General features: G+C 68.9%; 14 protein-coding genes and 1 tRNA gene. 10 read left to right on the top strand and 5 right to left on the bottom strand.

The annotated features are described in order from the left end of the window. Positions 1 to 41: 41 nt before the first annotated feature. Together bagA and bagB are read left to right on the top strand one after the other, a co-directional pair. The gene (gene bagA / locus ACZOOI_RS15580; protein ID WP_465276437.1) at positions 42 to 1115 is read left to right on the top strand and encodes an ATPase BagA; all 1074 of its coding nucleotides are present in this window, start codon (positions 42 to 44) and stop codon (positions 1113 to 1115) included. After that, on the top strand, positions 1112 to 2311 hold the full coding sequence (gene bagB / locus ACZOOI_RS15575) for an ATPase BagB (protein WP_465276436.1): 1200 nt from the start codon (positions 1112 to 1114) through the stop codon (positions 2309 to 2311). The genes bagA and bagB overlap by 4 nt, the downstream gene beginning before the upstream one ends. Before the next feature lie 186 nt (positions 2312 to 2497). On the opposite strand, the gene ACZOOI_RS15570 is transcribed toward bagB, so the two are convergent. Beyond that, positions 2498 to 2812 carry a WhiB family transcriptional regulator gene (locus tag ACZOOI_RS15570; RefSeq protein WP_020554910.1) on the bottom strand — a complete coding sequence of 105 codons (315 nt, stop codon included), beginning with the start codon at positions 2810 to 2812 and terminating at the stop codon, positions 2498 to 2500. 369 nt (positions 2813 to 3181) lie between these two features. Here ACZOOI_RS15570 and ACZOOI_RS15565 point away from each other — a divergent pair, with 369 nt between their 5' ends. Next, complete coding sequence (locus ACZOOI_RS15565) at positions 3182 to 5530, top strand: transglycosylase domain-containing protein (RefSeq protein WP_465276435.1); 2349 nt, start codon at positions 3182 to 3184, stop codon at positions 5528 to 5530. 220 nt (positions 5531 to 5750) lie between these two features. On the opposite strand, the gene ACZOOI_RS15560 is transcribed toward ACZOOI_RS15565, so the two are convergent. After that, entirely contained in the window at positions 5751 to 6206 is a 456-nt protein-coding gene (locus ACZOOI_RS15560; RefSeq protein WP_465276434.1) for a GatB/YqeY domain-containing protein, read from the bottom strand. A gap of 1157 nt (positions 6207 to 7363) precedes the next feature. On the opposite strand from ACZOOI_RS15560, the gene ACZOOI_RS15555 reads away from it, so the two are divergent. The 5 genes from ACZOOI_RS15555 to ACZOOI_RS15535 all read left to right on the top strand — a co-directional run bounded on the left by ACZOOI_RS15555 (position 7364) and on the right by ACZOOI_RS15535 (position 16014). Next, positions 7364 to 8296, top strand: coding sequence for a metallophosphoesterase (locus ACZOOI_RS15555; RefSeq protein ID WP_465276433.1), 933 nt, complete (start codon positions 7364 to 7366; stop codon positions 8294 to 8296). 49 nt (positions 8297 to 8345) lie between these two features. Continuing rightward, positions 8346 to 8419: transfer RNA gene (locus ACZOOI_RS15550), tRNA-Pro, on the top strand. Positions 8420 to 8965: 546 nt separating this feature from the next. Then, positions 8966 to 10336 carry a hypothetical protein gene (locus tag ACZOOI_RS15545; RefSeq protein WP_465276432.1) on the top strand — a complete coding sequence of 457 codons (1371 nt, stop codon included), beginning with the start codon at positions 8966 to 8968 and terminating at the stop codon, positions 10334 to 10336. Positions 10337 to 10531: 195 nt separating this feature from the next. Next, positions 10532 to 15181, top strand: coding sequence for an AAA domain-containing protein (locus tag ACZOOI_RS15540; RefSeq protein ID WP_465276431.1), 4650 nt, complete (start codon positions 10532 to 10534; stop codon positions 15179 to 15181). Continuing rightward, positions 15178 to 16014, top strand: a complete 837-nt coding sequence (locus ACZOOI_RS15535; RefSeq protein ID WP_465276430.1) for a hypothetical protein — start codon at positions 15178 to 15180, stop codon at positions 16012 to 16014. The genes ACZOOI_RS15540 and ACZOOI_RS15535 overlap by 4 nt, the downstream gene beginning before the upstream one ends. A gap of 62 nt (positions 16015 to 16076) precedes the next feature. Here the strand turns inward: ACZOOI_RS15535 and ACZOOI_RS15530 are convergent, their stop codons facing one another. The 3 genes from ACZOOI_RS15530 to ACZOOI_RS15520 form a co-directional block, all read right to left on the bottom strand. After that, complete coding sequence (locus ACZOOI_RS15530) at positions 16077 to 17372, bottom strand: site-specific integrase (RefSeq protein WP_465276429.1); 1296 nt, start codon at positions 17370 to 17372, stop codon at positions 16077 to 16079. Next, a complete protein-coding gene (locus ACZOOI_RS15525) occupies positions 17369 to 17584 on the bottom strand; it encodes an excisionase family DNA-binding protein (RefSeq protein ID WP_465281206.1) in 216 nt (71 codons plus the stop codon). The genes ACZOOI_RS15530 and ACZOOI_RS15525 overlap by 4 nt, the downstream gene beginning before the upstream one ends. A gap of 286 nt (positions 17585 to 17870) precedes the next feature. After that, positions 17871 to 18551, bottom strand: coding sequence for a helix-turn-helix domain-containing protein (locus tag ACZOOI_RS15520; RefSeq protein WP_465276428.1), 681 nt, complete (start codon positions 18549 to 18551; stop codon positions 17871 to 17873). 310 nt (positions 18552 to 18861) lie between these two features. On the opposite strand from ACZOOI_RS15520, the gene ACZOOI_RS15515 reads away from it, so the two are divergent. After that, the gene (locus ACZOOI_RS15515) at positions 18862 to 20217 is read left to right on the top strand and encodes a DUF3631 domain-containing protein (protein WP_465276427.1); all 1356 of its coding nucleotides are present in this window, start codon (positions 18862 to 18864) and stop codon (positions 20215 to 20217) included. A 365-nt stretch (positions 20218 to 20582) separates the two neighbouring features. Beyond that, entirely contained in the window at positions 20583 to 21440 is an 858-nt protein-coding gene (locus ACZOOI_RS15510) for a DUF2637 domain-containing protein (RefSeq protein ID WP_465281205.1), read from the top strand. The last annotated feature ends 41 nt before the right edge of the window (positions 21441 to 21481 follow it).

The following is a 21481-nucleotide window of genomic DNA, read 5'->3' as shown; positions in this document are numbered from 1 at the left end:
GCGGCCGTATGGCGGAGGCCTTCGAGGGCAGGGATCCGGGCATGCCGGCTCCCCGAAACGAGCGTCGCGCCGCCCGGCCCGACCGCCCCCGCTGGACGGACGTCGTGAGCACCTCGACGGCGGGCGCACGCACGACCGACGGCAACGCCGATTGGGAGGGCGTGCGCCTGCACGTGGTCAGCGGCAAGGGCGGCACCGGCAAGACCACCGTGGCCGCCGCGCTGGCGCTGGCGCTGGCCTCGGGCGGGCGACGCACCCTGCTGGTCGAGGTGGAGGGACGCCAGGGCATCGCCCAGCTCTTCGACTGCCCGCATCTGCCCTACGAGGACCGCAAGATCGCGGTCGCACCGGGCGGCGGCGAGGTCTACGCGCTGGCGATCGACCCGGAAGAGGCGCTGCTCGAATATCTGGACATGTTCTACCACCTGGGCCGGGCCGGAAAGGGCCTGAAGAAGCTCGGGGCGATCGACTTCGCGACCACCATCGCGCCGGGTCTGCGCGACGTGCTGTTGACCGGCAAGGCGTGCGAGTCGGCCCGCCGCCGCACGCACGGGAAGTTCGCCTACGACGCGGTGGTGATGGACGCCCCGCCCACCGGCCGGATCGCGCGTTTCCTCAACGTCAACACCGAGGTGGCCGGGCTGGCCAGATTCGGCCCGATCCACACCCAGGCCGAGGCGGTGATGGGCGTGATCCGCTCCCCGCAGACCGCGGTTCACCTGGTCACCCTGCTGGAGGAGATGCCGGTCCAGGAGACCGTGGACGGCGTCACCGAGCTGCGCCACTCGGGCCTGCCCACCGGCGGCGTGGTGATCAACATGGCCCGGCCGCCGCTTCAGGCCGAGGACGAGAGCGACACCGGACAGCGGCTGACGCCGGAACTGCTGGAGGCCGGCCTGATCGCCGGCGGCATCAAGCCCACCCGGCCGCTGATCTCCTCGCTGCTGGCCGAGGCCGACGAGCACGCGAGCCGGATCGAGCTGGAGAGCACGGGCCGCGCCCTGGTCCGCGGCCTGGACCTGCCGGTCTACGAACTGCCGCTGTTGGCGGACGGGATGGACCTGGGCGGTCTGTACCGCCTCGCCGAAGCGTTGCGCGAGCAGGGGATGGCATGAACAGGCTGGAGATCGACGAGCTGATCGACGACCCGGGCACCCGCATCCTGGTGTGCTGCGGCTCCGGCGGCGTCGGCAAGACCACCACGGCCGCAGCACTGGGCCTGCGCGCGGCCGAACGCGGTCGGGACGTGGTGGTGCTCACCATCGACCCCGCGCGCCGGCTCGCCCAGTCGATGGGCCTGACCGAGTTGGACAACACGCCCCGGCGGGTCGTCGACGTCGACGAGACCAAGGGCGGCAGCCTGCACGCGATGATGCTCGACATGAAGCGCACGTTCGACGAGATCGTCGAACAGCACGCCGACCCCGAGCGCGCGCAGCAGATCCTGGACAACCCGTTCTACCAGTCGTTGTCCTCCAGCTTCGCCGGCACGCAGGAATACATGGCGATGGAGAAGCTGGGCCAGTTGCACGCGACCGGCGAGTGGGACCTGATCGTGGTGGACACCCCGCCGAGCCGGTCCGCGCTCGACTTCCTCGACGCCCCCCAGCGCCTGGGTTCGTTCCTGGACGGCCGGCTGATCCGCATACTCTCGGCTCCCGCCAAGGTCGGCGGGCGCGGCGCGCTCAAGTTCCTGTCCGCGGGCATGGGTCTGATGACCGGCGCGCTGAGCAAGGTGGTCGGCACCCATCTGCTGACCGACATCCAGACCTTCGTGGCCGCGCTCGACACCACGTTCGGCGGCTTCCGCAAGCGCGCCGACGCGACCTACAAGCTGCTCCAGGCCCGAGGCACCTCGTTCCTGGTGGTCGCCGCGCCGGAGAAGGACGCGCTGCGCGAAGCCGCGTACTTCGTCGACCGGCTGGGCACCGAGCGCATGCCGCTGGCCGGCCTGGTGCTCAACCGCGTGCATGCCACGCGTGCGGGTCGACTGTCCGCGGAGCGCAGTGTGGCCGCGGCCGAGGCGCTGACCGAACAGGCCGAGCAGGGCGAATTGTCCGGGCAGGGCGAGGCGGCCGGGCAGGGCGAGCCGGACGGGCCCGCGTCGCATCCCGCCGACCTGCGCCTGGTCGCGGGGCTGCTCACGCTGCACGCCGAGCGGCTGCGGGTGATCGACCGGGAGGAGCGGATGCGTACCCGCTTCACCTCGATCCACCCCGAGGTGCGGGTGGCCGAGGTCCCGGCGCTGCCCGGTGACGTGCACGACCTGGACGGCCTGCGGGTGATCGGCGAAAGCCTGGGCACGGGCTGACCACGCGGTTCGCTCGCGAGCCGGCGGCCGGCGGGACGCGTGCGGACCCGCCCTGCGGCGAGCCCGCCGGCGGCCGATCCGTCGCCGGCCCGCCGGGACCCGGGCCTGACTCCCGGCCCCGGCAGGTGATGACGTTCGGAACGCGGTGGCGTTCGGCTGCCGACACGTGTTCAGCGCGCAGCGTGCTCAGCCGGCGACCCGAAACTCCTCGTCTCCGTGGATGTCGCGCTCGTACTCCTCGCGCGCGGTCTCCAACAGCCGACGCCACGAGGTGATCATCGGCCGGCGGCGCAGCAGCGCGCGCCGCTCCCGCTCGGTCATGCCGCCCCAGACGCCGAACTCCACTCGGTTGTCCAGGGCGTCCGCCAGGCACTCGGTGCGGACCGGACACCCGGTGCACACTGCCTTGGCGCGGTTCTGCGCCGCCCCCTGCACGAACAGCTCATCCGGATCGGTACTCCGGCAGGCGGCCTGCGTGCTCCAGTCGGTAACCCAGCTCATGCTGGTGCCGTCCTCTCCCGATTTTCGAGGCTCCCCCAACGGCGGCGAAGGGAATTCCCGACGCCAAGCAGGACGGTACGAAACCCTGGGCACGCGCAACAGCCCCTGCGCGGGCAGTCATCGATGGCCCGGAAGGACTATGCGCAAATATGGACCCACCCGTCCGGGTGAATGCTCTTGCGTTTCCGGTCGCGGCTTCACTCAGAAGGAGGCACGTCGACGGCACGAAGCTCGGTACTGGGACCCGACATCCGGCCACATTCACTCTAAAGAGTGAAATGCCTACTGACACGGATCCCCCGGCTGCTTCGCCAGCTTAAGCGAAGTGCCTTCGCCGCGTAGGGTGTTTGGCCACGTAGGCTGTCGCCCATGGCCCGAACTTCCTCCGGCTCGGCCCGCCCGAAACGCGGCTCGTCCCGCCCACGATCCCCGCTGGGCTTCGTGGGCCGGTTCGCCGCCTTCGTGGGTGCGAGCATCCTCGCCGGTGCCCTGGTCGCGGGAATCGCGCTGCCGTTCGTGGGTGGCTTCGGCCTGACCGCGAAGGCGGCGTCGGAAAACTTCGACGACCTGCCCGGTGACCTGGACCAACCGTTCCTGTCGCAGCCGTCGTACATCCTCGACTCCGAGGGCAACCAGCTCGCGATGGTCTACGACCGGTATCGCATCCTGGTGAACTTCGACCAGATCTCACCGATCATGCGTCAGGCGATCGTGGCGATCGAGGACTCGCGCTTCTACGAGCACGGTCCGATCGACCTCAAGGGCACCCTGCGCGCCCTGATGCGCAACCAGCAGTCGGGTGGTACCGGCACCAAGCAGGGCGGCTCCAGCCTGACCCAGCAGTACGTGAAGAACATCTTCGTGGAGGAGGCCGGCAACGACCCGGCCAAGGTGGCCAAGGCACAGGCCCAGGAGATCTCTCGCAAGATCAAGGAACTGAAGTACGCGATCGGCCTGGAACAGCGGCTGTCCAAGGACGAGATCCTGACCAGGTATCTCAACATCACCTTCTTCGGCCGCCAGGCGTACGGCGTGGAGGCCGCGTCGCAGCGCTACTTCAGCAAGCACGCCAAGGACCTGACCCTGACCGAGTCGGCCACCCTGGCCGGCGTGGTGCAGGCTCCCTCGGCGTTCGACCCGATCGGCTATCCGAAGGCCGCCCGGGAACGCCGCAACATAGTGTTGCAGCGCATGGCCGAGGTGAAGGTCATCTCGCAGGCCGAGGCCGACGCGGCCAAGGCCACCGAACTGAACCTGAAGACCCAGCCGCTGCCCAACGGCTGCATCACCGCCGACCAGATCGACGGTGCCGCGTTCTTCTGTGACTACGTCGAACGGGTGGTCAAGAACGATCCGGTCTTCGGAGCGAATCGGGAGGAACGCGACAAGTTGTGGCGCGAGGGTGGTCTGCGGATCACCACCACGTTGGACCGAAAGGCCCAAAAGGCGGCCTACACCGCCGCAACCAAGGGCGTACTCCAAAAGGACCCGGTCGCCGACGCGGTCGTGATGGTCGAGCCGGGCACCGGCAGGATCAAGGCGATGGCGCAGAGCCGGCCGTACGGGTTCGGCGACTACGAGACCACGCTGAACTACTCGGTCGACCACTCCATGGGCGGCTCGACGTACGGCTTCCAGACCGGGTCGACGTTCAAGCCGATCACCGCCGCGGCGGCGCTGGAGAACGGGATGAAGGTCGATCAGGAGTACTCGACCGGATACGACATCGACATGCGGAAGGAAAAGTTCCGCACCTGTGGCGAGCCGGCTCGGGACACCAAGTACGAGCCGCAGAACGAGAGCCGCAGCGAGACCGGCACCTGGAACATGCAGACGGCGCTGGAGAAGTCGATCAACACGTACTTCGTCCTGTTGTCCAAGGATGTGGGGCTGTGTCCGATCGCGACGCTGTCCGACCAGCTGGGCGTGCACCAGGGCAACGGCCAGCCCCTGAAGCAGGTACCGAGCATGACGCTGGGTGCCAACACGGTCGCGCCGATGAACATGGCGGCCGCGTACGCCGCGTTCGCCAGCCGCGGGGTCTACTGCTCGCCGATCGCGGTGACCGAGGTGGCCAAGCTCGACGGCACCAAGATGCCCGTCCCCCAGGCGGGCTGCAAGCAGGTGATGAAGCAGTCCACGGCGGACACGATCAACACGCTGCTCAAGGGCGTGGTCGAGGACGGTACCGGCACCCAGGCCGGACTCAAGGACCGGGACAACGCGGGCAAGACCGGTACCACCAACGAGCGCAAGGCGGCCTGGTTCGTCGGCTACACGCCGAACCTGTCCACCGCGGTGTGGATCGGTGGCGCCAAGGACGATGTCGAGATGGTCGACATCACCATCGCCGGCGTCCCCTACGACAAGGTTTACGGCGGACAGGTCCCCGGACCGATCTGGAAGGCCGCGATGTCCGGTGCCCTCAAGGGCGTGGCCGCGCCGGACTTCGTCGATCCCCCCGCAGGGGCCATCCCGTCCAAGCCGGACCCGAACAAGAAGCCGACGGACGGTAAGCCGCGCGACCAGAACCGGCCGCCGACCAGCGGCGGCGGCACCACGCGACCGCCGTGGACTCCACCGACCGTGCCGACGAACACGACGCCGCCGGGCGGGGGCGGCAACACCAAGCCGCCGCCGGCTACGCGACCGCCGGGCCATTCGTGGCCGCCGATCGGGGGCGGGCCGGGGGGTGGTGGGTTTGGTGACGACGGCTGACGGCTGATCACACTGGTCGCCCTGACCGATGGTGACCGGCTGCGGGTCGGGGTCGATCCCGGGGCCGTGGTGAACGCGGATGGCGGTGCTCCCCTTTTGTGGGGGGCACCGCCATCGGCGTTGTGGGGTGGGGTCGGCGGGGCCGGGGCCGGTGTCGGGACTGGGTGGGCCGGGCCGCCGAGGTGGCCGAGGCGGGCCCGAGGTGGGCCCGCCGTCCGGGTCAGACGCCCAGCTGGCTCTTGATCTCGGCAGCGATCCGGCCGCCTTCGGCCTTGTCGCCGACCTTGGGGCGGACCACCTTCATCACCTGGCCCATCGCCTGCGGACCGCTCGCCCCGGTCTGCGCGATGGCGTCCGCGACGATCACCTTGAGCTCGTCGTCGGTCAACTGCGCCGGCAGGTAGGCCGCGAGGACCTCACCCTCGGCACGCTCGCGCGCGGCGGACTCGGTCCGGCCGCCGTTCTCGAAGGCTTCGGCGGCCTCCCGGCGCTTCTTCGCCTCGCGCACGATGACCTTGAGGACCTCGTCGTCGGACAGCTCGCGGGCGGTCTTGCCCGCGACCTCCTCATTGGTGATCGCGGTCAGGGTGAGGCGCAGCGTCGAGGAGACCAGTTCGTCACGGGACCGGATGGCCTCGGTGAGGTCGCTCTGCAAACGGCTCTTGAAGGGGCTCATGCGATCAAGTGTCGCAGCCGACACCACGCCGGCCGTACCCAATTACGGCCGCCGGGGTGGTGAGGCCACGGCGAGACTCGGGGAACGGGCGAGCGTGAGACGGGGGTTGAGCGGCGCCGGGCGAGGGTCGCGGCGCGGGGGGCGCCTGGCTTACGCGGGCCGGCGACGGGCGGGGCCCGCGCGATGGGGGGCGGCCGGCGTTGGGCAGACAGTAGGGCGCGGCGGCGGCGGCCGAATCACGCCGGCTCAAGGCGGTAGAGGCCCGCACGAACCGGGCAGGCGGGCGCGTAGCGGACGTGCACCCCGGGCGCGTAGCGGACGTGCACCCCGGGCGCGTAGCGGACGGCTCGACCGTGACCGCGAAGCGGGCATGCACCCCGGCAGGGCCCGACCGGGTTGCTCGTCCCCTCCGGGGCCGGTTGCGCGTCCCCTTCGGGTTCGGGTCCTGCCGGTCTCTCCGAGCCGGGTTGCGTGGCCCCTACGGGGCCGGTTGCGCGTCCGCTGCGCGGCCGGGTCGGGGTCGGGCCGGGCGCCGCGGGGCGGTTGGTCGTGTGGTGTGGGGTGACGGGCGCGTAGCGGACGTGCACCCCGGGCGCGTAGCGGACGGCTCGACCGTGACCGCGAAGCGGGCATGCACCCCGGCACGCCGACCAGGTTGCTCGGCCCCTCCGGGGCCGGTTGCGCGTCCCCTACGGCTCGGGTCGGCCGGTCTCTCCGAGCCGGGTTGAGCGGGCATGCACCCCGGCACGCCACCCGGAGCACGGCCTCAACGCGGCCACCCCGCGCACGCCGCCCCGCCCGGGTGTTCGGCGGGCGGATGGACGGCGGCGCCCGGATCGCGCCGGGCCGGGGACGGGCCGCCCCGCGCGGGCCCGACTGCGGACCGGCGTTCGGCGCGGGGGCGGTTGAGGAGACGACGTCGGGACGAGCCGGGAGGCGGTTCCGGCACTCGGGTGTGGCCGGAACGACCTGGTGCGAGGTGGCCCCGGGCGTCGATCAACCGCTCGTGCGATCGGGTGCGAGGCGGTCGGGGCCGGCCGTCCCGTCGCTCCGCAGCGTCGTGTACGGCGCGGCCAAGCCGGCCGTCCCGTCGCCCCGCAGGGTCGTGTACGGCGTCGAGACTGCCGACGACCGGCCGGCTCTGCCAGCATGGAGGGATGCGACCGCGTTCAGCCTTCCCCCTAGCCGTAGCCGCCACCGGGGCTGCCTGCCTCACCTATGCGGCGGCCTACGAGGCCCGTTCGTTCCGTCTGCGCCGGGTCGAGGTGCCGGTGCTGCCACGCGGGGCGCGGCCGGTGCGGATTCTTCAGGTGTCCGACATCCACATGGTCTCCGGTCAGCGCCGCAAGCAGGAGTGGCTGCGTCGACTCGACGCGCTGCACCCCGACTTCGTGCTGAACACCGGCGACAACCTCTCCGACCCGGACGCCGTACCCGAGACGCTGGACGCGCTCGGCCCGCTGCTCGGCCGGCCCGGAGCGTACGTGTTCGGGTCCAACGACTACTACGGCCCCCGCCCCAAGGACCCCACCGGCTACCTCCGCCGCGACGACGGCACCCGCCGGCTCGGCCGGGAGAACCCGTGGACCGACCTGCGCGACGGCTTCGACGCGGCGGCCTGGGAAAACCTCAACAACGCGCGCGGCCGACTCAAGGTGGACGGCCTGGAGATCGAGCTGGTCGGCCTGGACGACCCGCACATCGACCGGGACCGCTACGAACAGGTCGCCGGCGGCCCCGACCCGACCGCGGACATCTCCCTCGCCGTCGTGCACGCCCCGTACCTGCGCGCCCTCGACGCCTTCACCGCCGAGGGCTACCCCCTCGTGATCGCCGGCCACACCCACGGCGGCCAGGTGTGCGTCCCCTTCTACGGCGCCCTGACCACCAACTGCGACCTCGACCGCAAGCGCGCCAAGGGCCTCTCCACCCACACCTCCGCCGGCCGCGAGGCCTACCTCCACGTCTCCGCCGGCTGCGGCACCTCCCGCTACGCCCGCTTCCGCTTCGCCTGCCCTCCCGAGGCCACCCTCCTCACCCTGACCCCCCGCCAATCCACCCCCGGCACCCCCGCCTCCACCCCACGCTAAACCGGATTTCGCCTCAGGCCCCCGACCCGCTAAGCTGAACGCGCAGCATCGGGGTGTGGCGCAGCTTGGTAGCGCGCTTCGTTCGGGACGAAGAGGCCGTGGGTTCAAATCCCGCCACCCCGACCCAGGTCAGAGGCCCTATCGGATGATTCCGATGGGGCCTCTGGCGTTGCGTACAGCAGCAAAGTACAGCAACCGCTCTGGCCGCCACGGACCTTCAGTGGCCGAGGGCCGGACCTCGCGGGCCAGTCCTGATGTAGGCGGATCATCCCCTGCGGCATTGAAGCGAACGTTTGCGTGTCGACCGCGCCCCCACACACGCTTCCGACACCCGGCGTCCCGGGTGCCAGCCCCGCCGCCTCCGCCGCACTCAACGAACTCACCGCCTGTATAACCAGCCGGCACGAAGCGTGAATCAGCCCATTTTCTCGAAACGCGTTGCCCGAGTCGCCGCTCGACCCGATCCTGAAACGTTCGCCAGGCGGTCGAGGGGAGAGTGGTGGGCGGTCCGCAAAGGCATGCAAACGACCTCGAAGTCCAACTGTGCCAGCGCCCTGAGGGTGGTCACCGCACCCGTCCGGGCTCGGCACCCTTGTGCGGTACGTGGTCCGCAACGGAGCCTTCGGCAACGCCCCCGCGATCGCAAGAAGCCATCGGGAAGGGGACATCGTGAGGGAATCGGAAGCGGCCGGCGTACTGGAAAAGCTCGCGCAACCGTCGAACGCCGCCGTCCATTCGAGCCCGGGACTGGTCGGCAACGTGATGGCCGCGGCAGTCGCGTACGACGACAAGCCGCGGAAGAAGACCGAATCCGAGCACCTCCGGCGCAAGCCGACCCTTCGGCCCATCTTCGAAGCTCGGTCCAGCAACTCACTTCGACTGACTCCATGGGACGTTTTGCACGCTCTCGGCCGAGGCATCGCCCTGTCCCGACGAGGGGCGGGGCGGGGCCTTGCCGAGCACTGGGGCTGCCTCAAGTACAACCAGGCCCTCACCGGCAGTTCCGGCGCGTTTATGGCCCTCTCCGCAGAAGGGCGGGAGACTGCGGACTACTACAAGGCACTGCAGTCGAAAGAACTCGGGATCGGGTTCGCCGTGGCTCTTGCGAAGCAGCTCTTGAGCCGGAACTACCCGGAGCATTTTGTTTCGATCGTCCCCGCAGACACCGTCCTACGAGCAGGATGGGCCCTGACCAGCAGGGATTCCGGCCCCCGGATGGGATACGGATACCGTCCGCAGTTCTTCGCCGAGGTGTGGAAGCCCGGGGAGCCCTCGCGCGTCTTCCCGATCGCCTGCAAGGGCAACCACACCGGGAGTTCGGCTTCGCATGGTCAGCTGGCTTCCGCATCGGCTCATGCCGAGGCGGTACACATCGGCGCCTGGAACGACACTCCGGCCTTCTTGTTCAGCACCGAACTTCCCGTCGACGGCCCCCTCGCCGTCCACGCCCTGCACGCGCCCGGACGCGGGGGCAAGCTGCGCATGGCGATCGACGCCCAGGAGAGAAGCCCGGACCAGCGGATCGAGCAGAAGAACATCGTTCCAGGCATCCAACGCCCCACCGTAGGCAAAAAGTCCGAAGAGGACGGGCCCGAGCCCGGGTTCCACGTCCAGCCGGAGCACTACGCGTGGTTCGGGCAGGTCTTGGCCCGCGCCGACGCCGCCGCGTTGGCCGCATTCACCGGCGACGCGGCGACGACGAGTCAGTATCTGACCGATCGGCAAGGACGACGCCACTTCACCGAGCCTGTACACGCGGCCACGGACAGCGTTCACGACGCTCACGCAACACTCCTCGGAATCCCCTTCGTCGGCACGGACCACGTCTTCCGACTGAACAGGACGCGCGTGGAAGCATTCTCCGGAATCGCGACGGACCTCTTCCAGCACCTACAGAAGGGCCGGGTAGAGCAGTACCGCAGCGAAATCCACTCTCTCCGGTCCAACTGGCCCTCCACCACATGGGACTCCAAGTGGATGGGCCCCGTCTCCGTGAACGACGACGGCTCCGTGCTCGCCATGCGCATTTTGCGTTCCTGAGCGCGGAAACCGTTCGGGGTGGAGCAGCTACTGCGGCACGCAACCTCAAGTAACAGCCGGGAGCACGCCAAAGACCTACTGCTTCCACACTCCGCCGACCTTCAGGAACCGCAACTGCCAAATTTTCCAGGGCATTTGCCGCATCTGCAGGTCCTCCATATCCTACAAGGTTGGCTAACAGCCGAGAGGAGCAAGGTGAACGTGCCGCGACGGGCCGCGAACGACCCTGACGTCATTGGCCAGACCATCGGTCTGATCGGCTTCCTCAAAGAAGTCGTCCAGAGCAGCCACAACCGTCTACGCGACGATCGACGTCCAAGAGAACGCCTGTGGCTGGCCAACCTGCCCGCCCCTGTGCGGCGTCCGTCGGATCGAGTCGACGGACTACTGCTCACCCTCGACCACGTGCCGCAAATGGCACCACCGCCTCCCCCGGACGAGCTCGACGGGTGGGTGCCTGCGGAGCGGTGCCAGGATGCGGATGGTGGTGATCCGCCTCTCGCCGTCGAAGGACCGGGACGGGAACTCGTGCGAGCCGCGGACGGCCGTCAGTGGTGGGAGGAGAGGGAGGATCACACCGTCCGCCGCGAAGATGCGGCCGAAGTGCTGCGAGCCTACGGGCCGTGGCTCGATCGCTGGCGCCGATGGGCGGAGCGAGAGCGCGTGGAGCGGGCCCTTCGGGAGCTATATGAGCAGATCTACCACTGGCACCAGAAGCTGACCCAACAGGACGACCAACTCGAACTCGTTTTGGCTACTGGTCTGTTGACGTGGAGCGATCCGCGTGGTGACGTCGTTCATCGTCATCTGCTCACCCACCGGGTGGAGACCTGGGTGGACCGCAAGACTGCCCGGCTCACGGTCCGCCTCATGTCCGAAGGGGCTGTGCGGCTTGAGGATCAGGCTTTCCTCGACACCGATGACGGCTGGGCTCCCGAACGCTCGGCCGCGCTTGCGGAGGAGATAGCCGCCCAGTCGATGCATCTCCTGGGGGCGGAGGCTTTGGAGCAGCTCGCCCAGTGGCAGGAGCGGGTACTGCAGCGTCCAGTGGCATTCAGCGCCGAGTGGCAGCCCCCACGGGAGCCGGAAGCAGGCGCTCGACTTACCTACGCTCCGGCCTTGGTGATGCGTCCGCGGGACCGTAATGCCCTACTGGGCTTCTACGACCGGATTGCGGACAGCGTGGCCTCCGAGGCGCACGCGCCCCTGGGGCTCGCTCAGTTGGTGCTGCCCCTGAGCTCCGAGGAACGCGCGAACTGGAATGGCCACAAGATCCCTCCTCTTTTCGCGGACGACCCGCTCTTCCCAGGAAAGACAAACGAACGGCAGCGCAGTGTGCTGCGACGGCTGGAAACCGACACTGGCGTGGTGGTGCAAGGTCCTCCGGGCACCGGCAAGACACACACGATCGCCAACCTGATCTCTGCGCTGCTCGCCCAGGGGCAGCGGGTCCTGGTAACCAGCGCCCGCGATCAGGCTCTGACGGTCCTGCGGGACAAGCTACCGCCCGCAATCAGGGATTTATGTGTCCTTCTCCTCAGCTCCACGCGGCAAGACGGGGCGGACGAACTGGAACGCACGATCAACGCCCTTACCGACCAAGTCGCCGCCTGCGACCCCGAACAGCTTCGGGACGAGATCCGTCGGCTCTCCGTGCGTCGGGAAGAGGTGCGGAGAAGGATCAGTACGCTCACTGAGCAAGTGATCGCGCTACGGGAAGCGGAGGTCTACCGCCACCCCGAAATCTCCTGCGGATACGCCGGCACCCGCGCCGCAATCGTGCAGCGCGTCCGCGACAACGCTGAACGTCACTCTTGGATCGGCATGGTTCCGGAGCAGGGGCGTGGGCCGGAATCCGCCACTCCCCCGCTCTCTCCCGCGCAGGCCGCCGAACTGCTGATCCTGCTGCGCGACGGCGCAGCTGAGCCGCGCTTTGGCGGCCCTACGCCGAACTTGGACGGACTTCCCACCCCCGACGACCTGGCCCAAGCGCTCGCAGTCAGCTACGTCACCAACGACGGCCTCACCCCCGCAGCAGCCGACATTCGCAATCAACTCGCCCAGCTCGACGTCTCCGTCACCGATGAACTGACTTCACTCGCGGGTGATTGCCGTACGGCCCTGCATCGCCTCGGTCTGCCACCTTCGGCCAGGCAGTGGAATACCGACGAGTGGATCACCAAGTCCCTTTCGGACCGACTGTCCCGCAACAACCTCCCTCGGTGGCGTCGCGTGTCGCAACTCGCCGATCAACTCGGCGCGATCTTCGAGCAGTTGGACAAGCAGGGGATGACGCGCGTCATCGTGCCCGGGCAGCTTTCAGCCGAGCGAGCTGATGCGATGCTCGCGACCGGCTCCGTACTGCGCGACCATCTCGCGGCAGGTGGCAAGCTACAGGCGCGCGGCAGCTTCCGTGCGGCGAAAGCACAGAAGGCAGCTCAGGAACTCCTCGACGCGTGCACCGTGGCCGGCCGCTCCCCCGAATCCCTGGAGGATCTCGACTCCGTCCTCACCCACCTGCGCACTCACTCGGCTGTTGCCACGCTCGCAGGGCGGTGGGCCGAGGCCGGGGTCCCAATACCCGAGGGCCCAGTAGAACTGCGTTTGACCTCCCTGGCGGAGGCATACGCCCGCCTGGAGCACATCGACGCGTTTGGGGCTGCCCGCGAACACATAGACGAACTGCTCGTCCGCCACGGTTTGCACATCGCCCTCACTAGCCGCCCGGCCTGGCAGGACTTCACAACAGCGCTGGCCGCCCTTTCCGGACGGCGGGCGGCCGATGAAGCCTCGGCTCGACTGCTCTCATGGGAGGAGCACCTTCGCACGCCGGTAGAAGGCTCCCACCCCGCCGCCGAAGCGCTCGCCGCGGCCCGGGCGGTCCGAGAGCAGGACATCGATCTCTACGCCAAAGCGCTCCAAGCATTGCGGGAGGCGCATCGGCAGGAGCACCGCTGGCGTCGGTGTGCCGTGCTTCTGGACCACGTTCGCCGGGCACACCCGCTGCTCGCCGACCAACTGACACAGAATCCCGCCGATCCGGCCTGGGAGTCCCGGCTGGGCTCATTGGCCGACGCGTGGGCCTGGGCAGTGGCCTCCACATTCGTACACCGCCGCCACGCCACAGGCCATGAACGTCAACTTGAAGGTGAACTGGCCCAGTGCGAAAGGAACCTGGAAACCCTCACTGGTGAACTCGCCGCCACTCTGGGGCGGCTGCACTGCCTGGAGCGCATGACGCAGGAACAACGGTCCGCGCTCCAGGCATACCGCGCCCACATGTCCTCGTACGGCAAAGGCAAGGGCAGAAGTGCAGGCCGCTACCGTGCTGCGGCGCACGACGCCATGCGGACGGCACAGGGAGCCGTACCCGCTTGGGTCATGCCCATCTCGCAGGTTGCCGAGATGGTGGTGCCCAAGCGAGACGCGTTCGACGTGGTCATCGTCGACGAGGCTAGTCAGGCGGGCATGGACGCGCTGTTCCTGATGTGGCTCGCTCCTCGTGTAATCGTCGTGGGCGACGACAAGCAGTGCGCGCCCTCGCTCACCGCGTTGGGCCGTCACCAGGCGATCCACGACCGGCTCATCTCCCACCTGCCGGACATGCCTCCGAGACTGCGCACTCTCTACGGCCCCGCCACCAACCTCTACCAGCTACTGTCCACGTTCTTCCCGAAGGTGATCCGGTTGGAGGAGCACTTCCGGTGCATGCCCGAAATCATTGGCTGGTCCTCCCAGACTTTCTACGACGGCAAATTGCAGCCGCTGCGCCAGTACGGCGGCGATCGCCTGGACCCGCTCGTGACGCACTTCGTCGAGGGGGCCGTTACCCAGGGACGCGACAGCCGACTCCGCAATCCGAAGGAGGCAGAGGCCATCGTTGACTGCCTGGCCCGGTTGGTGGAGCACCCGGCTTATCGAGACAAGACCATGGGGGTCATCACGCTCCAAGGACCAGTCGGCCAGGTCAAGCTTCTGGAACGGCTGATCAACGAGCGGATCCCGGCGCCAGTGCGGGAACACCACCAGATCCGGGTGGGCAATCCCGCTTCGTTTCAAGGCGACGAGCGAGAGGTCATCCTGTTGTCGATGGTGGCCGTCGACCCGCCACGCATCGCAGGCGGCGCACGGAGCGAACGTCAGGCGTACAACGTTGCCGCCTCCCGGGCCCAAGACCAGATGCATCTCTTCTACTCCGTTCCACCCGACCGCCTGAAGTCCGGAGACCTCCGTCTCAATCTCCTTGGCTACATGGAGAACCCGCCCGCCGCGCTGGCCGACGCCAAGGACATCGGGCAGGTGTCGAGTGAGGTCCCGCAGAAGCCGTTCGAATCGCTCTTCGAACAGCACGTCTACCTGCAGTTGAAAGCCTGCGGATATCACGTCATCCCGCAATACCCGGCAGGAAGCAAGCGCATCGACCTCGTCGTCGTAGGAGCGCGGGGCCGCCTGGCAGTCGAGTGTGACGGCGAGCGGTACCACTCGACGCCCGAACAGATCCGGCACGACCAGCAGCGTGATCGCGAACTTCAGCGAGTCGGCTGGACGTTCTGGCGCATCCCCGAAAGCGACTTCCGACTCGACCCCGACGAGACGTTGGCCGGCCTGTACGGGGAACTGAACCGGCTTGGCATCCGTCCGGCCGCATTCGGCGGCAAAGACAACCGGTCTCATGCCGCAGCTACGCCCGGTGGAGTGCCATGGACCCCCCTTGACCTCTCCTCCGACGAAGACTCGGTCGAGGACATGGCGGACTTCCCGGATGGCCCGGACACGACCCATCCAATCGCTGCCCTCGCGATGACTCAAGACAACGAAACCGACGGCATGGAAGGCCCGGCATGACCCCTCAGTCCCCACTCGGCGTCCTCGACATCAACACCTTGGAGGAACTGGCCCGCGTCATCTGCGGTGACGACCACCTCTACTACCGCAAGGGCTATGAGATCGCCCAGTTTCTGGAACGTGCCGGCTGGCAACAGGTTCCGGAGTACGACGGCTACCGCCTGGACTGGACTCTCGCCCAGCTCACCGAACGCCGAGACGACCCGCCCGAGCTGGGAAAGATCCTGCTTCGACTCGCCGACCCGCGCGAGTATCTCGACGAGCCGGAACAGCTTTCCGCAGTCATCTCCGCGGTAAATGCCTTCCTCATCCACGAAGGCTTACGCCTGGAGAACCCGGGTGGCCGCCCTCGCCTCGTCCTCTGCGACCCTTCTCTCGCTCACCCGGGCAACCAGGCTTCGGTCGAACTACGAGCTGCCATGACCGATCTCATCAGCAACCAGCAGATGGCCAATCTCCTCCAACACCGCCTGGACGAGGCCCGCACGTGCTACGCGAACGGCGCCCACGTAGCGGCCATCATCATGCTCGGGAGCCTCCTTGAAGGGGTCCTGGTCCACGTGCTCCTGGAACGTGACTCGTCACTTCTCGGCAAGACCTCTCCGGACAACGTGTACCTGGACGCCCTTATCAAGATCTGCCACAAAGCGGGCTGGATCGGAGCCGATGTCCAGCGCTTCTGCCACGAGCTGCGCAAGTACCGCAACTTCGTCCACCCACGCGCTGAAATCCGCGAGGCACACGCCCCGGATCGGGACACACTGAACATGTGCTGGCCCGTGGTCTACGCGGTCTTGAACGACCTCGCCGACTCCCAGCCCGCGCCGGGCTGAACCGCATGGCTGCGGATGCCCTGTCGGTCGACCGACAGGGCATCCGCAAGGCGCGCCAACGGCTACGACCGTGGGCAGCCCTCGTCGGTCGCATCACCGGGCGGGCCATCCTCGTGAACCACTGTCGCCGGATCTGCGGAACTGCCGTCGAGCGACGCGCCGAGCTTCTTGAGCGCGTTGCGGGTCTGTTCGGAGGGGACTTGGGTGTAGATCTCCATCGTCACCGCGAACTGCGAGTGGCGGAGAATCTGCATCGCCACGCGCGGGTGCACGTCCAGCGCCGCTAGGAGCGTGCCGCAAGTCTTGCGGGTGTCGTGAACGCGGATGAGCCGCACGCCGGCCTGCTGGCAGCGGAACTCGAAGCGCCGGTTGAAGTTGCGCGGCTCGATGGGCGTCCCGTACTTGGTGGTGAAGACGAGGTCGGATTCCGTCCACAGCTCGCGGGCGGCGAGTTTATGGGCGTCGCGGCTCTTCTGACGCAAGAGCAGCGCTGCCCGGCATACATCCGGTAGTGGGAGTACCGCCTCGGACGCGTCGGTCTTGACCTCGGAGTGCAGCAACTGGCGGCGTACGCGCTGGAGTTGCTGTTCGATGAGGATCTCGCCTCGGTCGAGCATCACGTCCTGCCACCGCAGCCCGAGGACCTCGCCCTTACGCAGGCCGAGGACCAGGATCATCACGTAGGCCCCGTACAGGGGGTCGTGCTCCGCGCGGGCCGATTCGAGGAAGCGGCTGGCCTCCTCGGCCGACCACGGGATGACCTTGCGGGGGCGGGGCTTGGCCATCTTGACGAGCTGGGCGACGTTGCGGGAAATCATCTCCTCGCTGATCGCGTAGGTGAGCGCGCTGCGGAGCACGGTACGGGCGTCGGCGACGGAGCGTTTGGACAGGGTCCGTTCACAGCACTTGCCGATCGCGCAGCAGCGGCGGCGCTCGGTCGGGCGGCGCTCGTCCTTGCCCTGTGCACAGCACTGGCAGGTGGTGGCGAGCTTGTTGAGCCACTCGCGTACGTCGCGCACGTCGAGCTTGTCGACGCGCTTCGCGCCGAGGAAGGGGACGATGTAGAGACGGACGGCCGTCTCGTAGGTCGCTGCGGTGAGCGGCTTGAGGTTGGCGTCCACCTCCTCCTTGAGCCAGAACGCGAGGTAGGTGGCGAGGGTGGGGGTGCTGGTGGCCACGGGGCCGGCCTTGGCGGCGGCGTGGAGCTTGAGCCACTTGTCGTGGACCTCGGGCCGGGTCTTGCCGTAGACGTACTTGCGTTCGCGCCTGCCGGTGGGCGTGGTCACCCAGACGTACGCGGCGAAGCCCGTTCCGCGAGCGTAGATGGAGCCCTCGCCGTTGCCGCGCTTGCCGCTCAAGCCGCGGCCTCCTCGGCGGAGGCGACGACGCGGGCGACGTACTCGTCGACCCACACCGGCAGGATGCGGCGGTTTCGTCCGACGACGACGGAACGTATCTGTCCGGATAGGACGAGCATCTTCGTCTTGGACAGGCCGAAGCCGAGCATGTCGGCGACTTCGGCGGTGGTGAACCACTTCCGCTCGATGACGACGGAGCGGCGGAGAGGGATCGGGGAGGTCGGGTCGCCGTGTTCGGGCGCACCGTGCTGGGGCATGAGGACTCCTCGCCGCGTGGCGGGGCTGGCACCCCTGCGGCGTGATCGTGTGATGGGTGGTCACGGCGGCGATTGGACCCACCTCTCGGTGCGCTAACACCGGGGCGAGGGGCGGAAGACGACTCGGGGCCGTTCCGCGCGCCGCAGAAATGGTCAGGAAGCGTCGTTCAGGGGATCCTCCAACGAAGACGTGGTCCCTGCGGTTCGCGGATCGTGCCCGACGAGCGCCGACCCGGCGGGATCAGGTGGGCTTGTCCTGTCGCAGTTCGTGGACGGACACCCAGCCGTCCTCGGTCTCGACGAGGTCGAGGTGATCGAGTGCTTCCGGCAGGGTCGGGGGTTCCAGACCGCGCTCGCGCAGGTCCGCGCGGTAGTCCTGCAGTTCGCGCGTCGCTTCGCCGACGTGGCTGTCGAGCTTGGCGACCCATGTGAGGTTCCCGGCGCGCCGCTCGGGGTCGCGGATCAGTGCCGCCCCTCGCCGGTATTCGTCCGCCACCTCCATCGACTTCAGCAGGCTGCGCACGGCCTGTGCGTGCTTGCGGACCTCGTCGAAGCGGGCGTCGAACGTGTCCGGTTCCGGTTCGTCGCCAAAGGGGATCTCCGCGCAGAACCACTCCAGCGCGTCCGAGGTCGGCATCTCCTGGCCGGGCAGGATCTCGACCGAGCCGGCGCGACCGGCGGGGATCAGCAGCGCGATCGGTGGTACTCCCAGCACCTTGGCCAGCACGAGGACCTCGGAGAGGTCGACGCCCGAGCGGCGGCCGTTCTCCAGGTTGGAGATCACGGTCCGCGGGATGGGATGCCCGAGGGCCGCGCAGGCGTCGGCGACGTCCTGCGCGCTCATCCCACGTTCGGTGCGGAAGCGGCGGACCGCGTCGGATACCCGAGCGGTCAGCCGCGCCTGCCAGTCGGGCTGCGTCATGATCGCCAAGCTACGCGGCGACGACGGCTATCGTCAAGCAGAATCGACGCACAGTATGAATCAATTGCGCGTAGAGCTTGGGTTCTTTTGACGCAACTCATGGGTCTTGACTGCGCAAAGATGGAGGGGCATGCTCTCGTGCCACGAGCGGTCGATCGTCGAGACGGCGACGGATCGCCCGTGAAAAAGGGGAAGGCCCCCGGCGTTAGCGCGCCGAGGGCCGAAAAGGCTCCCTGATGTGACCACCCATCAAGACGATCAACCGGTGCGCGGGGCCTGCCAGGGCCCGATGCACTCCGGAAGGGAATCCATGTTCCACAACAGTACGACGGGGCGTCCCTCGACGCCAAGCCCCGCGCGGGGCGCCTACATCGCGCCGCCATGGGCCGGCGCCAAGGCCCCCGTCGGCGCACCGGATACCTTCATCCCCGCGCCAGCCGGCGGCGAACGGGCCCTCGTCGCCCCGCCCGGCACCGCACCCGCCGCGACCGCCCCGCCGATCAGCGGGCCGATTCCCGCCGAGCCCGGCGATCCCGAAGAGCCGCCGACTGTGCCACGGGATCTGCCAGCGGATGGCGCGTCCCTGCTGGAGGAGCTGCGTGCGGTGATCAAACGGTACGTGGTCCTGCCCAGCCCCGAAGCGCTGGACGCGGTGACCCTGTGGACGGCGGCCACCCATCTACAGCCCTCGTGGCAGCACGCCCCGCGCCTGGCGGTGGTGGGTCCGGTCAAGCGGTGCGGGAAGTCCCGCCTCCTGGAGGTCCTCTACGAGACGGTGCACGACCCGTGCATCACGGTCAACGCGTCCGCGTCGGCGGTCTTCCGCTCGATCACCGACGAGCCGCCCACCCTGATGATCGACGAGGCCGACACCATGTTCGGCACCGCGCGCGTCGCGGAGAAGAACGAGGAACTGCGCGGCCTCCTCAACGCCGGACACCAGCGCAACCGCCCCACCCTGCGCGTGGTGGGCAACGATCACAAGCCGCACCAGTTCCCCACCTTCGCGATGGCCGTGATCGCGGGGATCGGCGAGCTGCCCGACACGATCATGGACCGCGCGGTCGTAATCCGCATGCGCCGCCGAGCGCCGGGCGAGTACGCGGCGCCCATGACCCGGCGCGCCACACCGCCGATGAACGCGCTGCGCGAGCGCCTGGTCGCGTGGCTGGACACGGTCGCCGAGGACGCCGCCGTCGCCGAACCGGCGATGCCCGTCGAGGACCGCGCGTCCGACACGTGGGAGCCCCTGGTGATCGTTGCCGACCTCGCCGGCGGAACCTGGCCGACCCGGGCGCGGACGGCCTGCGCGAGGATGACGGCCGCCGAGGCGGGCAAGGACGACGACGCGGGTCTGGGGATTCGCCTGCTCGCCGACTGCCGGCGCGTGTTCGCCGACCACAACGAGATCCCCGCCCTCTCCACCACCGCGCTCCTGCGCGCCCTCAACGGGGACTCCGAGGCCCCGTGGGCCGAGGACGGCCCGCACGGTCTGACCCCGCGCCGCCTGGGGAGCCTGCTCCGCGACTTCGGGGTCGCCTCGGCCAACATCCGCTTCCCCGACGCCACCCAGGCCAAGGGCTACGCCCGCAACCGGTTCCTCGACGCCTGGCACCGCTACTGCCCCGACCCCAAAGCGGCGCCCACACCGCCCGCCAGCCCCTGACCCGAGGCCGATACCCGTACCAAGCGTCCCGGACGTCCCCGCGCAGGTCAGCGCGGGGACGGAACCCGGGGCGGGACGGATCGAACCGTCCCACGCCCCCGACGAACCGGGCCTTCACGGACATCGATCGTGCCGGCACAGACCAGCGCGGAACGCGACCGGCGCCGCCATCGGCCCCACCCTCCCGAGCGCCCACACACGCCGACACCCAGCGCAAAACCGGGCTTCGGGACGAGTCGACCCGTCCCGGCGATTCAGCCGTACCGCGCTGACCAGCAATGCAACGAGTGGGACGAGTGCAACGGCAACACGCCAGACCCCTCGCCCAAACCCTTGCCCACCTCATCACCCCCCGAGGAGCGACCCTGACCACCACCACCGACACCCCCGGACCCACACCGGCGACGGCTTGGGACCGCGCGGCCATCGCACTGCTCGGCACCGCCGGATTCGCCCTCTCCTACGACGCCCTGCGGCAGATGGCCCAGGCCGTCCACGTGCGCGGCGCCCTGAGCTTCCTGTTCCCGCTGCTGATCGACGGGTTCATCGCCTACGGCATCCGCGCCCTCCTGGTCCTGCGCACAGCACCACCGGCAGCGCGGGTCTACGTGTGGCTGCTGTTCGGATCGGCGACCGGCGCGAGCATCTGGGCCAACGCCCTGCACGCCGTCCGCATCAACCAACAGAGCGACGAAGCAGGGGAGGTGGGCCTGCGGCTGGGCGACTCCACCGTCGGCGTGCTGTCGACCCTCACCCCGCTCGCGCTCGCCGGGGCGGTCCACCTGTACATCCTGATCATCCGTCACCAGGACGCCCCCGGACAACCCGCCACCGGAAACCGACCCCCGCACCAGCCGGTGCGGTCGGCGGTCCCGGTCAAAGCTCGGCCGGTCGAGGTCGACACCGCGTTCGAGACGGTCGAGCACTCGCACTCAACGGAATCCGACGGCAATCCGGTGGCCTCCGAACGGAATCCCGCCCGACCCACCGCAGAGCCGGCAGGCGAAGGGGTCAAGACGGCGGGTCGCCCTCCGGGCGCGGACATGGACACCCTCCTCGACCTCGCCCGCCGGGCCACACACGACGCCGGACGGATCACCCGCCCGATCGTCACCGACGCCATCCGCGCACATGGCCTCCCCCTGGGCAGCGACCGCCTCACCACCCTCATGCGCGCGCTCCGCGACGAGCAGACCCGGCCCCTCCCGCCCGAAAACCGCTGAGCACCCGCCCGGCCCGGACACCCTCGTCCGCCTGATTCGCC

The organism is Embleya sp. L77 (assembly GCF_055557415.1).
Note: the sequence above shows the minus strand (reverse complement) of the source record. Positions and strands in the feature narration are given on the sequence as shown.

What these genes read in the sequence shown, in the direction of transcription:
- ACZOOI_RS15565 (WP_465276435.1), top strand. Translation starts at nt 3,182, where the DNA reads ATGGCCCGAACTTCCTCCGGCTCGGCCCGCCCGAAACGCGGCTCGTCC.
- ACZOOI_RS15515 (WP_465276427.1), top strand. Translation starts at nt 18,862, where the DNA reads ATGTTCCACAACAGTACGACGGGGCGTCCCTCGACGCCAAGCCCCGCG.
- ACZOOI_RS15520 (WP_465276428.1), bottom strand. Translation starts at nt 18,551, where the DNA reads ATGACGCAGCCCGACTGGCAGGCGCGGCTGACCGCTCGGGTATCCGAC.
- bagA (WP_465276437.1), top strand. Translation starts at nt 42, where the DNA reads ATGCCGGCTCCCCGAAACGAGCGTCGCGCCGCCCGGCCCGACCGCCCC.
- ACZOOI_RS15535 (WP_465276430.1), top strand. Translation starts at nt 15,178, where the DNA reads ATGACCCCTCAGTCCCCACTCGGCGTCCTCGACATCAACACCTTGGAG.
- ACZOOI_RS15560 (WP_465276434.1), bottom strand. Translation starts at nt 6,206, where the DNA reads ATGAGCCCCTTCAAGAGCCGTTTGCAGAGCGACCTCACCGAGGCCATC.
- bagB (WP_465276436.1), top strand. Translation starts at nt 1,112, where the DNA reads ATGAACAGGCTGGAGATCGACGAGCTGATCGACGACCCGGGCACCCGC.
- ACZOOI_RS15570 (WP_020554910.1), bottom strand. Translation starts at nt 2,812, where the DNA reads ATGAGCTGGGTTACCGACTGGAGCACGCAGGCCGCCTGCCGGAGTACC.
- ACZOOI_RS15555 (WP_465276433.1), top strand. Translation starts at nt 7,364, where the DNA reads ATGCGACCGCGTTCAGCCTTCCCCCTAGCCGTAGCCGCCACCGGGGCT.